Origin of the sequence: Olivibacter sp. LS-1 (assembly GCF_008245145.1) — a bacterium.
GTDB lineage: Bacteria > Bacteroidota > Bacteroidia > Sphingobacteriales > Sphingobacteriaceae > Olivibacter > Olivibacter oleidegradans.
On sequence record NZ_CP041643.1, the window covers coordinates 5,724,537 to 5,739,734 of the forward strand.

At 43.2% G+C, this 15,198-nt stretch carries 9 protein-coding genes, 2 tRNA genes, 2 rRNA genes and 1 riboswitch; of the genes, 3 read left to right on the forward strand and 10 right to left on the reverse strand.

Annotation, left to right across the window (positions count from 1 at the left end):
* Positions 1–165: 165 nt before the first annotated feature.
* Positions 166–2,487 (reverse strand): 5-methyltetrahydropteroyltriglutamate--homocysteine S-methyltransferase, encoded by a 2,322-nt coding sequence (gene metE, locus FKG96_RS23910; RefSeq protein ID WP_130858588.1) that lies wholly within the window; start codon positions 2,485–2,487, stop codon positions 166–168.
* 142 nt (positions 2,488–2,629) lie between these two features.
* Positions 2,630–2,832, reverse strand: a riboswitch (cobalamin riboswitch).
* Positions 2,833–3,010: 178 nt separating this feature from the next.
* On the opposite strand from metE, the gene FKG96_RS23915 reads away from it, so the two are divergent.
* Positions 3,011–3,505 (forward strand): cation:proton antiporter regulatory subunit, encoded by a 495-nt coding sequence (locus FKG96_RS23915; protein WP_013668451.1) that lies wholly within the window; start codon positions 3,011–3,013, stop codon positions 3,503–3,505.
* Positions 3,506–3,535: 30 nt separating this feature from the next.
* Positions 3,536–4,804, forward strand: a complete 1,269-nt coding sequence (locus tag FKG96_RS23920) for a cation:proton antiporter (protein ID WP_130858589.1) — start codon at positions 3,536–3,538, stop codon at positions 4,802–4,804.
* A 16-nt stretch (positions 4,805–4,820) separates the two neighbouring features.
* Here the strand turns inward: FKG96_RS23920 and FKG96_RS27040 are convergent, their stop codons facing one another.
* The 5 genes from FKG96_RS27040 to FKG96_RS23940 form a co-directional block, all read right to left on the reverse strand.
* On the reverse strand, positions 4,821–5,087 hold the full coding sequence (locus tag FKG96_RS27040) for a hypothetical protein (RefSeq protein ID WP_242627413.1): 267 nt from the start codon (positions 5,085–5,087) through the stop codon (positions 4,821–4,823).
* 90 nt (positions 5,088–5,177) lie between these two features.
* Entirely contained in the window at positions 5,178–5,492 is a 315-nt protein-coding gene (locus FKG96_RS27045) for an MgtC/SapB family protein (protein ID WP_242627414.1), read from the reverse strand.
* A 9-nt stretch (positions 5,493–5,501) separates the two neighbouring features.
* Positions 5,502–5,822, reverse strand: coding sequence for an iron-sulfur cluster assembly protein (locus FKG96_RS23930; protein ID WP_013668454.1), 321 nt, complete (start codon positions 5,820–5,822; stop codon positions 5,502–5,504).
* An 11-nt stretch (positions 5,823–5,833) separates the two neighbouring features.
* On the reverse strand, positions 5,834–8,692 hold the full coding sequence (gene uvrA / locus FKG96_RS23935; protein WP_130858590.1) for an excinuclease ABC subunit UvrA: 2,859 nt from the start codon (positions 8,690–8,692) through the stop codon (positions 5,834–5,836).
* Positions 8,693–8,913: 221 nt separating this feature from the next.
* The gene (locus FKG96_RS23940) at positions 8,914–9,708 is read right to left on the reverse strand and encodes a lytic transglycosylase domain-containing protein (RefSeq protein WP_013668456.1); all 795 of its coding nucleotides are present in this window, start codon (positions 9,706–9,708) and stop codon (positions 8,914–8,916) included.
* A 211-nt stretch (positions 9,709–9,919) separates the two neighbouring features.
* Between FKG96_RS23940 and FKG96_RS23945 the strand changes: the two genes are divergently transcribed.
* Positions 9,920–11,185 (forward strand): pseudouridine synthase, encoded by a 1,266-nt coding sequence (locus FKG96_RS23945; protein WP_130858591.1) that lies wholly within the window; start codon positions 9,920–9,922, stop codon positions 11,183–11,185.
* 366 nt (positions 11,186–11,551) lie between these two features.
* On the opposite strand, the gene rrf is transcribed toward FKG96_RS23945, so the two are convergent.
* From rrf to FKG96_RS23965, 4 genes are all read right to left on the reverse strand, one after another.
* Positions 11,552–11,663, reverse strand: a 5S ribosomal RNA gene (rrf, locus tag FKG96_RS23950).
* Positions 11,664–11,805: 142 nt separating this feature from the next.
* Positions 11,806–14,682 (reverse strand): 23S ribosomal RNA (locus FKG96_RS23955).
* Positions 14,683–14,895: 213 nt separating this feature from the next.
* Positions 14,896–14,969 (reverse strand) — tRNA-Ala (locus FKG96_RS23960).
* Positions 14,970–15,027: 58 nt separating this feature from the next.
* Positions 15,028–15,101, reverse strand: a tRNA-Ile gene (locus FKG96_RS23965).
* Positions 15,102–15,198 lie beyond the last annotated feature (97 nt).

Sequence of the window (15,198 nt, forward strand, 5' to 3'; positions counted from 1 at the left end):
TAAGTTAACCAAAAAAAGTGGCATATTAAACATAGATAAATCCCTTATTATAGGAAACGTAATACGTTATCTATTAATAAGGGACTCATCAATATCCGTCGCTATTGAGGCTTATTTAGAAGAAAACAAGCTGCACAGCTCAAACTGAAAAAAGCCTATTCATTATTAAACGACTTCTATGACACCTCTGAGTGTTTTTGCAGCGTCCACCATTGCTTCCAGCGCTGCTTTTGTTTCCGGCCAAGCTCTTGTTTTTAGTCCACAGTCCGGATTTACCCATAATTGTTTAGGATTTATTACAGCCGATGCTTTGTCCATTAGCGAGATCATCTCCTCCTTACTTGGAATTCTCGGGGAATGGATGTCATAAACTCCCGGACCGATGTCATTTGGATAGTTAAAGTTAGCAAAAGCGTCCAGTAATTCCATTTGTGAACGAGACGTTTCGATAGTAATAACATCAGCATCCATAGCAGCGATGTCTGAAATAATGTCATTAAATTCAGAGTAGCACATATGAGTATGGATCTGGGTATCATCCTCGACACCAGCAGCAGTTAATCTAAAAGCTTTTACTGCCCAGTTTAAATAATCTCGTTGGTCTTTTTGACGCAAGGGCAGTCCTTCCCGAATAGCTGGCTCATCTATCTGTATTATCTTAATACCTGCGTGCTCCAATGCCAGTACTTCATCTCTTATGGCTAGTGCGATTTGAAAAGCAGTTTGCCAGCGAGGTTGATCATCTCTTACAAATGACCATTGTAGAATGGTGACCGGCCCCGTTAACATCCCTTTTACAGGCAGTCGAGTAATTGACTGGGCATAAGACGTCCAATATACCGTCATGTCTTTTGGTCGGCTAACATCACCAAATAAAACGGGCGGTTTTACGCAACGTGATCCGTAACTTTGCACCCATCCGTTCTTTGTGAAGGCATAGCCCTGTAATTGCTCGCCAAAATATTCAACCATATCATTCCTTTCGAACTCCCCATGTACCAAGACATCCAAACCGACCTGCTCTTGCCAGGCAATCGCCTCTTTTGTTTCTGCTCTAATTAGATTTTCGTATTCATCAATGGTGATTTCTCCTTTTTTAAATTTCGCCCGCCAGCCCCTCACTTCTTTTGTCTGCGGAAATGAACCGATGGTAGTGGTTGGATATAAGGGCAGGTTTAACGTTTCGAGCTGCTTTGCTTTTCGCTCCGCAAAAACGCTACGCCTGTTTGTATCTTTATCTGAAATTGCATTAACACGGTCTTTTACCTCTTGATGATGAATTAAGGCAGAAGTCTTACGCCGATTTTGCGAAACTTTGTTATCCTTAAATCGCTGAAGAACAGCTGTATCTTCATACTCGCTTCGTAACAAGGCCAGATCTTTTACTTCTTCCAATTTTTGTTTAGCAAAAGCAAGCCAGTCCTTCACTTCCAGTGGTAATGTCTCTTCATTATCCTCATAAGCCAAGTCACATGGAACATGTAACAGCGAACATGAAGGGGCAATCCATATCCGCTCCTTACCGATTTTCCGGATTGCTTTGTCAATCAGTGTGAGAGAGCGTTCATAATCATTTTTCCAAATATTTCGACCATCCACGACTCCTAAAGACAAAATAAGCTCGTTCGGTATGTTATCCAGCACTGCTTCGAGTTGATTTGCTGCCCTGACAAGATCTAAATGTAACGCATTAATAGGAAGTGACAAAGCGACCTCTAAATTATCATTTACTCCCTCGAAATAGGTTGCAATTAAAAGTTTAGTATCCCCGGCACTTTTAGCTAAACGCTTATAGACCTGCTGATATAACTTGCGAGCTTTATCAGGTAAATCCAATGCCAAAAAAGGTTCATCGAATTGAATCCATTTCACCCCATACTTTCGCAATCTCCCAATCACCTCTTCATAAACAGGCAGTAATGCCTCGATTAAATCTAAGCGATCGAAACCCGCTTCCTTTTCTTTACCCAATAGAAGATAAGTTATTGGCCCGATCAATACCGGTTTGGTATCGACACCCAATTGTTTCGCCTCGTAATATTCGTTGATAATTTTTTCCGAAAAAAGACTGAACTGCTGATTCTTTGTAAATTCCGGCACTAGGTAATGGTAATTGGTGTCAAACCATTTAGTCATTTCCATTGCAGTGACATCGATACCCTCATGTTGGAAACCTCTTGCCATAGCAAAATAGAGATCTAGTTCATGTTCCGAACTCTTATTTGCTGCAAGTCCGTGATACCGCGCAGGGATAGCCCCTACCATCAGTGTTGTGTCCAATACTTGATCATAGAAAGAGAAATCATTCGAAGGGATAAGATCTATTCCTATTTCCTTTTGAATTTTCCAATTAGTAGCGCGGATTTTAAGTCCTGCATCCAATAGCTCTTTTCTCGTAATCTTACCGCTCCAAAAGGCCTCACTTGCCTTTTTTAATTCCCGTTGGGCACCAATGCGCGGGTACCCTAAATTGTTTGTAAACAACATAGTTAAATAATTTAATGAATAACACTTGTTCTTTTTCAAAAACCCGCGGCTTGTAAAGAAGGAAGTTTAAGGCATAGTACGACAGGCTCCGATAAAGGAGTAGTATACTAAATGGGCCTCAACACAGCTTCTTCTCGCGAAAGCCTGTTGAAAATTCAATGGCAAGTCTCCTGGCTTGCATTCGTCCGTTTTACGTCTTCCCATTCTGGATTTTCCTGAACAGTGACTGTGGTATGTAAAACCTATCCCAAGAGGGAGAATGCTTACAGTTGCGCGACAGCCCATGATTTGCACATGGTTCCTTATTAATTCCCGTTAAGGGAAACCATTAAACGCTCAATCTGAGTATTACTTGATTAACAAGTCTCCAAACCTAAGATATTTTTAGTAACTTTGCAATTTGTTTACAAAGTATTCGACATAATAGGTAGACTACTACAATAATAAAATTTCCGCCAAACAGATAGTACAGGGTTGGCAATGGCGCCCAACTCATATATTGTTAACTAAATTAAGGATCAAAATGTCTATAGTTAGGGAAAGTGACTTACCTGGTATAGGTAAGAAATACCAAATTGAAACCGGAGCCGGTGATAACATGGTAGTGGTTATCCACGATGATGGTAATCGCGAGTTGTATCGTTTAGATGAGGAAGAGAATGAATCTAAATGTGTAATGACACTAAATGATGAGGAGTCTCGTCAAGTAGCAGGTATTATAGGTGGTTTATCTTACAAACCCAAGGCTCTTGAGACGATGGAGTTAGCAGTTAATGATCTTGTTATTGAATGGTATAAAATCGAAGAAAAGGCAGTCATTAATCAACAAACTATCGGACAATTAGGCGTTAGGCAAAAAACCGGGGCTTCTATTATTGCAGCGATTAAAAATGAAGACAGCGTAATAAACCCAGGTCCTGACTATTTAATAACACCCGGTACTACGTTAGTGGTTGCTGGAAAGCGGAGTAATATAAAAGCGTTAAAAGAATTATTAAAAAGCTATCAAGTTGTATAGTTAACCTTATAGGAAAACCCATGTGAAAGTATGCATACAGAAACCCTGATCTTAGAAATTGGAATAGCCGTTGGACTTGTTGCTTTAGTAGGTCTATTAGCCAATAAACTGCGTTTTTCAGTTATACCTTTCTTTATTTTGATTGGCATGGCCTTGGGAGAACACGCACCAACAATCGGTTTAATCGATTTGCAATTCACTGAAAGCAAACCCTTTATCGATTTCATGGGCAGATTAGGTGTTTTGTTTTTACTTTTCTATCTAGGTCTTGAGTTTTCAGTTGGACGGCTCATAAAATCGGGAAAAGCAATTGTATCCGGCGGATCAATCTATGTGTTTCTAAATTTTGTTTCCGGTTTATTAGTGGGGTGGATGATGAATTTACCTTTTGCGGAAATGATGATTCTATGCGGCATCATGACCAGCTCGTCCACAGCAATTGTTGCAAAAGTGTTGACAGACTTAAAGCGAACCGCAAACCCGGAAACGGAGGTTATTATGGGTATGATCATGTTTGACGACTTGTTTATAGCCATGCATATCTCTTTTCTTTCCGGTTTGGTTCTAACCGGTGGTGGCTCATTTTGGACCGTAGCCAGCACCTCCTTACTAGCACTTGCCTTCATTCTGCTTTTTTTGGTTCTCGGAAGGAAGGTGATCCCTTATATCGATAAGGTACTAAATGTTAAATCGGGCGAACTATTTATACTGATAATTTTCTCACTTCTATTCTTAGTTGCTGGCTTTTCGGAAACAATTCACGTTGCTGAAGCGATTGGGGCGCTGATGGCAGGCCTCGTTCTTGCTGATTCTCAATATATTAAACGAATAGAACAAATCGTATTGCCATATAAAGACTATTTTGGTGCGATGTTCTTCTTTAGCTTCGGTTTATCCATTGATCCTTTTTCCCTTGGAGGCGCCGTCATGTGGGGAGCTATAGCTGCATTGATAACTATCTTCGGAAATCTCGCCTCTGGTTATTTTGCTTCACATTTTGCTGGGTTGAAAAAGAAAACTTCTTTTGATATTGGCTTTACCTTATCTGCTAGAGGAGAGTTTTCCATTATCATGGCTAACATAGGCAAAGCGGGAGGGCTTAATCCGATTATCCAGTCTTTTGTGGTCGTATACGTGCTAATTCTAGCTATCGTTGCTCCAATATTAACCAAAGAATCCAGAAATATCTGGCATGGAATATTTGGAGGAGGATTATATGCGAAGGATAAGCAACCAGCGAAAACGCTTGAGGCATTAGAAGCGAAGAGTGCGGAGCAAGTACAGGTAGAAGATAAATAACCTACAAATATTATTATTATTTTCTCCAAGCAATCTCTTTGATGGAACTATGATGTTGAATTTTGTCTATGGCAGCCAAGATCTCTTTGTCTTTCTGCCCCTGAAACCCAATTTCAATAGTGATCTCATTATTAGCCTTATCAAAAAACAAATTGGCCAGCTTTAATTGCTCCGTATCTAACCATTCGTCAACGAATCTCATCGGATTGGTATCGTTGGTAAGCGTTAAACGTAGGATACGAGGTGCATAACGTTGTACAAGTCGCTTTTCTAGCGGTTGCAAAACCCACAATATAATAAGAACAAAGATTGTTGCAATTAGCGCGGCAAAATACATGCCACCACCGCAGGCCAAACCAATTCCGGCAACGGTCTATAATCCTGAGGCTGTCGTAAGCCCCTTCACAATGCCCTGTTTTAGAAACATAATGGTGCCTGCACCTAAGAAACCTATACCGCTCACTACCTGAGCCGCGACACGAGAAGGATCTAAAGTTACATGCCCTGTTTTGAGAATATCCGAAAAACCGAAAGACGACACCATCATCATCAAAGAAGCGCCAAGACAGACCATCATATGGGTGCGCATACCCGCAGCCCAATTCTTACGCTCGCGCTCTAATCCCACAGCAGCGCCAAATGCAGCTGCCAGCACAAGACGTATAACGGTTTCCTGATAGGATAACATAAAACATTTTTACATAAATCCCAACTCCAATCGAGCTTCCTCACTCATCATACTTTTATCCCATTTAGGCTCGAACGTAAGCTCCACAAGAGCATTCTTTACTCCCTCCACCTTCGCTACCTTTCGTTGCACTTCATCCAACAACTCACCTGCAACCGGACAGGCTGGTGCTGTAAGCGTCATAACTATTTTAGCCGTCCCATCCTCTTTGGTAATAATCTCGTAGACAAGTCCTAGCTCACATATATTAACAGGAATCTCAGGATCGAAAACTGTTTCTAACTCTGACTTGATTTTATCCGCTATTCCAAGTTTATCTAAAACTATCATGTTATATCGAATTATTTAGCAATACTCTCTTTGACGCTTTCCAGAAGCTCTGTTTTAAGAAAACGAGCCGTCTCACTCTTCTTATTTTTCACCATCTCCTCAGGCGTTCCGCTAAAAAGAATTTTTCCCCCACCCGCTCCACCTTCAGGGCCTAAATCTATAATCCAGTCCGAAACCTTAATAACGTCTAAATTATGCTCTATAACCAGAACGGTATTACCCCGATCTACTAATCGATTTAAAACACCCAACAGAACGTTAACGTCTTCGAAGTGTAGTCCTGTTGTGGGTTCATCAAGTATATAAAATGTATTCCCGGTATCTTTCTTTGATAATTCAGTTGCTAATTTTACCCGTTGTGCCTCACCTCCGGATAAAGTTACGGAAGATTGTCCTAAAGTGAGATATCCCAGGCCAACATCTTGCAATGTTTTGATTTTCCGATAAATTGCAGGAATTGACTCAAAAAACGGAACAGCTTCGTCAATACTCATATCTAGCACATCGCTGATAGATTTTCCTTTATATCTTACTTCGAGCGTTTCCCTATTATAACGTTTTCCATTACATCCTTCACATGGTACTTGTACATCCGGCAAAAAATTCATTTCAATCACCTTCATTCCGGCTCCCTGACAAACTTCGCAACGTCCACCTTTAACATTGAATGAAAATCTACCTGGCTTATATCCACGAATTTTAGCTTCAGGAAGCTGAACAAATAGACTTCGAATGTCTGAAAATACGCCAGTATACGTTGATGGATTTGACCGAGGTGTCCGGCCTATTGGAGTCTGATCTATTTCGATTACTTTATCAATATGCTCTAAGCCCTCAATCTTCGCATAAGGCATCGGAGTCTTTTTTGCCCTAAAAAAATGGTGGTTAAGAATTGGATAAAGAGTTTCCGTAATTAAAGTTGATTTACCACTTCCTGACACACCAGTAACCGAAATCAACGTTCCCAATGGAAAATCTACTGAAACATTTTTTAAATTGTTGCCCGTAGCCCCTCTTAAGCGTAAATGAAAGCCATTGCCTGTTCTTCTATTTTTCGGTACACGGATTTGCTTTGTGCCATTTAAATATGCGGCGGTTAACGTATCAGCTTCTTTAATCTGCGTAGGCTTCCCTTGTGCAACGACCACCCCGCCATTGAGGCCGGCCGCGGGGCCCATATCGATAACATAATCAGCTTCTAATATCATATCCTTATCGTGCTCCACAACAAGCACTGAATTACCGATGTCGCGAAGATCTTTTAATGCATTAATTAGACGCGCATTATCTCGTTGGTGCAAACCAATGCTCGGCTCGTCCAGAATATATAGTACATTAACTAACTGTGATCCTATTTGAGTAGCCAAACGTATCCTCTGTGCCTCCCCACCAGATAGCGTTTTTGCAGTACGATCCAACGTAAGATAACCTAAACCAACGTTTAACAGAAAATTCAAACGATTAATGATTTCTTTTAAAATTTCCTCGGCTATCACGATCTGACGTTCATTTAGTTTCTCTTTTAAAGAAGAAAACCAAGAGCTAAGCGCTACAACATCCATATTTGCCAGTTCGGATATGTTCTTATTAGCAAGCTTGAAATGAAGAGATTCTTTTTTTAGTCGTGCACCACTGCAAGCTGGACATTTCTTCATCACCCTGAAAAGTTCAATGTCTTCCGTTTTCCGTTCAGATTGTTCTTCCAGTAGTTTAAATATTCCGTCAAAGGTTATCTTGTATTCTTTAACATTCCACTTGTTATAGGCAACGGGCACTGTTATTAAATCAGGCGAACCATTTAACAATATGTCCAACTGTTCTTCTGTAAGCTTATTTAGAGGCTCAGACAATGAAAACTCATATTTCTTGGCAACAGCCTTTAACTGCTGAAAGGTCCAATTGTCTTTATACTCTCCCAGCGGAGCTATTCCTCCTTTAAGAATGCTTAATTTTGGGTTAGGTATAACGGACTCCTTGTCGATTTCAAACACATAACCTAGACCGTCGCATTGGTCACAGGCACCATACGGCGAATTAAAAGAAAAAGTGTTGGGCTGTGGCTCATCATAAGAAATGCCACTTTCCGGATCCATTAAGTAACGACTAAAGAAATATTCATTATTATCTTGGTCACTCAGCTTTATGATTCCTTTGGCTGCTTTCATAGCCTGTTGAATAGATGCTTGAAGCCGCTTTCTCTCTTGCTCACTAATCGTCAACCGATCGATAACCATTTCGATATCATGAATCTTGTATCGATCAACCTGCATTTTAGGTACTAAATCCATCATCTCACCGTCAACTCTCACTTTAACAAAGCCTTGTTTGCGAATCTGCTCAAACAGTTCTCTATAATGCCCTTTTCGGCCTTTTACTAAAGGGGCCAAAATATTCACGGCTTGCCCATCAAATTGTGTTAATATTCTTGTAATAATCTGATCTTCGGACATCCGTTCCATTTTACGGCCCGTAACATATGAATATGCTTCGCCAATACGGGCATACAGTAATCGCATAAAATCATATATTTCAGTAATAGTGCCAACTGTAGACCGCGGATTTTTACTGGTTGTTTTCTGCTCGATTGCAATTACAGGACTTAGACCAGCAATTTTGTCTACATCAGGGCGTTCCATGCCCCCCATAAATTGCCTACTGTAAGCACTAAAAGTCTCCATATAACGCCGCTGTCCCTCGGCGTAAATTGTATCAAATGCAAGTGACGATTTACCACTTCCGCTTAAACCTGTTATTACTACCAGCTCGTTCCGTGGTATCACAACGTCTATATTCTTTAGATTGTGAACACGCGCGCCAAAAACTTCAAGTTCACTTTGCTCTCCTAAATCAGGTGTATTCCGATTACTCATGTATAAAAAAGGATATAAATTGTGAATCTGTCAAGGGATAATCGCTGATGCTTTTATTTAGTATTTTTAACCTCTCCTCAACAGCCAAAGCATAGTACAAACTTAGGTAAATTACTTCGATATACAATCAAAGCTACGTCAATACTAATCATTTTTGCTAAAAAAATTAACAAAAAAAGTCACAGCATAAGCTGCGACTTTTTTTATATCAGCGTAATAAGCTACAGCCGATCGGAATGTCCCTCGCTTTCATGGTTGGCATCAAGCGCAAGTTTTGAGTTTGGGCTGCTGACACCCTTATATCCGTAGCTTGTTGGGTTTTCAATAACCTCTTTCGTAGAAATTAGTTTATAAACGTAATTAGCTGTCTCTTTATTCAGCTTCAGTTTATAGTAATCTTCCTCGTTCTGTCGACGGATAGTCTTTCTAAGGCTCCCTCCTCCTACATTATAAGCCGCAGCTACGAGTGTCCAGTTTCCAAAATCTTTATATAAGACTTTCAAATACTTGCATGCTGCCTCAGTAGACTTTTCTACGTCAAGGCGCTCATCGAAGGACGGTCCAACTTTTAATCCGAAAGCCTTCGCGGTAGCTGGCATAAATTGCCATAGACCTGCCGCTCCTTTGTGTGAGGTGCCTTCGATCAACCCACTTTCGACAAGTGGCAAATACTTGAAGTCTTCTGGGATTCCGTATGCGCGAAGAATAGGTTCAATTTTTGGGAACCATGCTTTCGCATTCTTGTGAAGTTTGTGAGTCTTAAGTCGCTCAAAGGAGTGTGCTTTTAAAGAACGCTTAATCTTTCGTTCAACATTTTCATCTCCTACTGGAAGATATTCATCTGCAAAATTTAAGCTCGCAAATAAAGATCTCTTACTTTTTGACCCACTTTTTGTACTTGCTGGTATGGCGTTATAAGTTCGATGCTCAACTACAGGCCGGCTGTAAATAAACATTTTTGAAAGAACTAAAACAACTAAAACCACCACGCTTGTACATAGGTGTTTTTTTATCATTTTTTACCTTTCTGTTTTGGTTATGCAAAAAAGCGCAGCAAATATAAAAATTATTTCCTTACAATACAAACACTTACAAAACACACCTTGATTATGTGAAATTTTATACGTATAATATAAGTCTAATATTTTGGTAAAATTCACATTCAAAGTACTTTAATACTCATTATTTTGAGTACCTTTGCGAGATAATTTTACGGATAAAATAATTATGCCATTCAGCAACAAAAGGAACAGTCGAGATGACAAATCCGCTTATTCAAGACGTTCTTCTTCAAGGAACGACACCAGGAACAGTCGAGATGACAAGTCCCCCTATGTAAAACGTTCTTCTTCGAGGGATGAAGACAGGAATCAACGAAGCGATAAACCTTATTCTACGCGTTCGTTCTCACAAAGCGATAACAACAAAGAATTTAGAGACAAAGAGGAAAAATCGGCCTTTTCAAAAAAATCGAATTACGGAAGTCAAAAACACAAAAGGGACGACCGATCTTCCAGTACAAATCAAACGAACAAAACAGATAGATATAATAAACAAGAAAGGTCCTATTCGGGAACTAGAAGAAACACAAGAGACGAACGGCCTTACTCGTCGGACAGGAAAAATCAAAATACGAGGTTTAAGTCTGACAACAATTTTGCTGAGGGATCAAGGTATCGTTCCGATGAAAAAATGGGTAACCGATCTTATGGCAACACAAAGCGTGATAAATTTAAATCCAACGAACAGCGCTTTTCAAAAGAAAGAGAAGAAAATGGTTTAATCAGGCTTAACCGCTATATTGCGAATTCAGGTGTTTGTTCACGCCGAAAGGCGGACGAACTCATACAGGCAGGAGTTGTGACAGTGAACGGTGTGGTTGTTACGGAATTAGGCACAAAGGTCGATGCTGCGAAAGATGAAATAAGATATAATGGTGAGAAGTTGAAAAGGGAAAAAATGGTGTATGTGCTTCTGAACAAGCCTAAAGACTATATTACCACAACTGATGATCCACAAGAAAGAAAAACGGTGATGCATTTGGTTGAAAAGGCCTCAAGAGAGCGGATTTATCCTGTAGGTCGATTAGACAGAAATACGACAGGCCTTCTGCTTTTGACAAACGATGGTAATCTGGCAGAGAAGCTCTCTCATCCGAGAAACAACATCATGAAAATATATCATGTGGAGCTAAATAAGAGCTTAACCCAGGGAGATTTCAACAAAATAGGCTATGGGGTTGAACTAGAAGATGGCTTCATTAAACCCGATGAAGTAAGTTATATTCAAGGAGCAAGTAAACGGGAAATTGGGATACAGATTCATAGTGGTAGAAATAGAATCGTGCGGCGCATATTTGAATCTTTAGGCTATGATGTTATAAAACTAGATCGTGTAATATATGCGAACCTAACTAAAAAAGATTTACCAAGAGGCCGTTGGAGGTATCTAGAAGAAAAAGAAATTATCCAGCTAAAGCATTTTATTAAATAATTCAATTTTGCGCATAAAAAGAAAGGGCGCTTATCATACTAATAAGCGCCTTTTTATATTTAAAAAAATCTCATTCCTTCCCGTTACGATTTCTTTAGTTAACACTGATTCCTTTTTTACAAGGAAATTCCTTAGAAAAGCAATTATTACAGCATTGGCATCAATTCCGTGCCGATCCTTTTTTCCTTTATAATCAACTGGGAAAGGATTTTCAGGTTAATAAATTCAAGTCCTGCCACATGGGAAGTTTCTCCGCAGCCGACGGTAACTTTGACGGCTTACGATAAGCTGCTCCGACATGATTACAAACCGATGGACATCAAAACAGGAAAGGCCGCCGTGCAATGCACGGCGGCCTTCTGTAAAGATCGGCACCGACCTACTCTCCCACATGTTACTGCAGTACCATCGGCTCTGGCGGGCTTAACTTCTCTGTTCGGGATGGGAAGAGGTGGACACCGCCGATATAGGCACCTGAATATCTTATCTGAGTTTTACGTTTTAAGTTATTCGTTTTAAGTTCCCATAACCTGCAACTTATAACCTATAACCTACAACTTATAACCCGGTCGACATATATAACGGAAGAAAAAAAACAGGAAGACAACAGCCTGCTGCGCTTGAGAAAGCTTCGGGCTATTAGTACGGCTCGGCTGTGGTATCTCTACCTTTACACCTGCCGCCTATCGACGTGGTAGTCTCCCACGGCCCTGTAAGGAAGTCTCATCTCGTGGCTAGTTTCGCACTTAGATGCTTTCAGCGCTTATCTATTCCCGGCATAGCTACTCTGCCGTACACCTGGCGGCATAACAGATTCACCAGCGGCCGGTCCAACCCGGTCCTCTCGTACTAAGGTCAGCCCCACTCAGACTTCCTGCGCCCACAACAGATAGGGACCGAACTGTCTCGCGACGTTCTGAACCCAGCTCGCGTGCCACTTTAATCGGCGAACAGCCGAACCCTTGGGACCTTCTCCAGCCCCAGGATGTGACGAGCCGACATCGAGGTGCCAAACCTCCCCGTCGATATGAGCTCTTGGGGGAGATCAGCCTGTTATCCCCAGAGTACCTTTTATCCTTTGAGCGATGGCCCTTCCATGCAGAACCACCGGATCACTATGTCCGTCTTTCGACCCTGTCCGACTTGTATGTCTCACAGTCAAGCAAGCTTTTGCCATTGCACTCCGCGTACGGTTACCAAGCGTACTGAGCTTACCTTTGAAAGCCTCCGTTACCTTTTTGGAGGCGACCACCCCAGTCAAACTACCCACCAAACAATGTCCCCCCCGGAGGGGGGTTAGGAACCGGATACAGAAAGGGCGGTATTTCAAGGACGATTCCGCGGATCCTGGCGAACCCGCTTCAATATCTCCCGCCTATCCTACACATCCTGCACCCAGTCCCAATGTTAAGCTATAGTGAAGGTTCATGGGGTCTTTCCGTCCCGTTGCGGGTAACCGGCGTCTTCACCGGTACCACAATTTCACCGAGCTCATGGCCGAGACAGCGCCCAGATCGTTACACCATTCGTGCAGGTCGGAACTTACCCGACAAGGAATTTCGCTACCTTAGGACCGTTATAGTTACGGCCGCCGTTTACCGGGGCTTCGATTCAATGCTTCACCCGAAGGTTGACATCCCCTCTTAACCTTCCGGCACCGGGCAGGTGTCAGGCCTTATACGTCATCTTTCGATTTGGCAAAGCCATATGTTTTTGTTAAACAGTCGCCTGGGCCTTTTCACTGCGGCTTCTCCGTCGCCGGAGGAAGCGCCCCTTCTCCCGAAGTTACAGGGCCATTTTGCCGAGTTCCTTAGCCATGATTCACTCGAGCACCTTGGGATTCTCTCCCCGACCACCTGTGTCGGTTTGCGGTACGGGTCTTATATGCCTGAAGCTTAGCGGCTTTTCTCGGGAGTATGGTTACCCGCGCTATCGGCGCCCCCGGAGGTTTGCCGTACTTTCGGCCTTCGGCACTCGACCCGGATTTGCCTGGGTCACGTTTACCTACGGCCTTCAACGCACTATTCCGTCAGTGCGCGGCGGTGTCACTCCTCCGTCCCCGCTTCGCAGCATACAAGAGTACGGGAATCTTTACCCGTTGGCCATCCGCTGCCCCTTTCGGGTTCGCGTTAGGTCCCGACTTACCCTGATCCGATTAGCGTTGATCAGGAAACCTTGGTCTTTCGGTGGGCGGGTTTCTCGCCCGCCTTATCGTTACTTATGCCTACATTTGCTTTTCCGGAACGTCCACGGATACTCACGTAACCGCTTCTCCCGCGCCGGAATGCTCCCCTACCGATATTTCTATCCCACGGCTTCGGTGGTACACTTAATGCCCGTTTATTATCCACGCCCGGCCGCTCGACTAGTGAGCTGTTACGCACTCTTTAAATGAATGGCTGCTTCCAAGCCAACATCCTAGCTGTCTGGGCAACCGGACCTCGTTAGTTCAACTTAGCGTACACTCGGGGACCTTAGCCGGTGGTCTGGGTTCTTTCCCTCTCGGCGCAGGACCTTAGCACCCTGCGCCTCACTGCGGACCATATCTCCCGGTATTCGGAGTTCGTCTGGATTTGGTAGGATGTGACTCCCCCGCACCCAATCGGTAGCTCTACCTCCGGAAGACTCAATGTCCACGCTGTTCCTAAAAACATTTCGGGGAGTACGAGCTATTTCCCAGTTTGATTGGCCTTTCACCCCTACCCACAGGTCATCCGGAAACTTTTCAACGTTTATCGGTTCGGTCCTCCAGTACGTGTTACCGCACCTTCAACCTGCCCATGGGTAGATCACAAGGTTTCGCGTCTACCTCCACTGACTGTACGCCCTGTTCAGACTCGCTTTCGCTTCGGCTGCGCGGCTTAACCGCTTAACCTCGCCAGTGAAGTGTAACTCGTAGGCTCATTATGCAAAAGGCACGCCGTCACCCCCATTGGGGCTCCGACAGTTTGTAAGCACACGGTTTCAGGTTCTCTTTCACTCCCCTGTTCGGGGTTCTTTTCACCTTTCCCTCACGGTACTGGTCCACTATCGGTCTCTCGGTAGTATTTAGCCTTGGCGGATGGTGCCGCCGGATTCCCACAGGGCGTCTCCGACCCCGCGGTACTCAGGAACTCACTAGGCCGGTCCTCATTGCGTGTACGCAGCTCTCATGCTCTACGGCGGGCCTTCCCAGACCCTTCCACTTCTTCCGACCGTGCCACATTGTGGTCCTACAACCCCGCATATGCCGTAACATATCCGGTTTGGGCTCTTTCCCTTTCGCTCGCCACTACTCAGGAAATCATTATTATTTTCTTTTCCTGCGCCTACTTAGATGTTTCAGTTCGGCGCGTTCGCGTTGTTAAACGGCATGTCTTCAACATGCCGGGTTTCCCCATTCGGAAATCGCCGGATCTCATCTCATTTGCAGATCCCCGGCGCTTATCGCAGCTTATCACGTCCTTCATCGCCTCCGAGAGCCTAGGCATCCCCCGTGTGCCCTTTCTTACTTTCTTCTCCCCGTACCCTTTTGCCGTACGGGGATGCTTTTGTGTCACGTCCCTTCCCCGTAGGAAAGAAACGTCTCTGCTGTTGTCTTCTCTTGTGTTTTTTCTTCCGATATGTCAAAGAACTTTTTTTTCAGATTAAAAGGTCAAAATCAAAAAGTAAAAACGACCGGCGTACCGCGTTTTTGAATTTTGAATTTTTACTTTTGAATTTGAAAAGCGTGGAGAATAACGGATTCGAACCGTTGACCCCCTGCGTGCAAGGCAGGTGCTCTAGCCAGCTGAGCTAATTCCCCCCGTTACGTGGACAGGACCGCCCGCCTCCGGTTTCCCGGACGGCCTCCCTCTTTCAGGTAGTCCCGAGCAGATTTGAACTGCTGACCCCTACATTATCAGTGTAGTGCTCTGACCAACTGAGCTACGGGACTGCTTCGCTTCCGCACCGGTGACCCCGAAGGGGCACTGTGGCACTTTCCTCTTTTTTCTCTCTCTCTTTTTTCAAGAAATCTTCATGGCGTAACAGAA

What these genes read in the sequence shown, in the direction of transcription:
- uvrA (WP_130858590.1), bottom strand. Translation starts at nt 8,692, where the DNA reads ATGAGTAATCGGAATACACCTGATTTAGGAGAGCAAAGTGAACTTGAA.
- FKG96_RS23915 (WP_013668451.1), top strand. Translation starts at nt 3,011, where the DNA reads ATGTCTATAGTTAGGGAAAGTGACTTACCTGGTATAGGTAAGAAATAC.
- FKG96_RS27045 (WP_242627414.1), bottom strand. Translation starts at nt 5,492, where the DNA reads ATGTTATCCTATCAGGAAACCGTTATACGTCTTGTGCTGGCAGCTGCA.
- FKG96_RS23945 (WP_130858591.1), top strand. Translation starts at nt 9,920, where the DNA reads ATGCCATTCAGCAACAAAAGGAACAGTCGAGATGACAAATCCGCTTAT.
- FKG96_RS23920 (WP_130858589.1), top strand. Translation starts at nt 3,536, where the DNA reads ATGCATACAGAAACCCTGATCTTAGAAATTGGAATAGCCGTTGGACTT.
- FKG96_RS23930 (WP_013668454.1), bottom strand. Translation starts at nt 5,822, where the DNA reads ATGATAGTTTTAGATAAACTTGGAATAGCGGATAAAATCAAGTCAGAG.
- metE (WP_130858588.1), bottom strand. Translation starts at nt 2,487, where the DNA reads ATGTTGTTTACAAACAATTTAGGGTACCCGCGCATTGGTGCCCAACGG.
- FKG96_RS23940 (WP_013668456.1), bottom strand. Translation starts at nt 9,708, where the DNA reads ATGATAAAAAAACACCTATGTACAAGCGTGGTGGTTTTAGTTGTTTTA.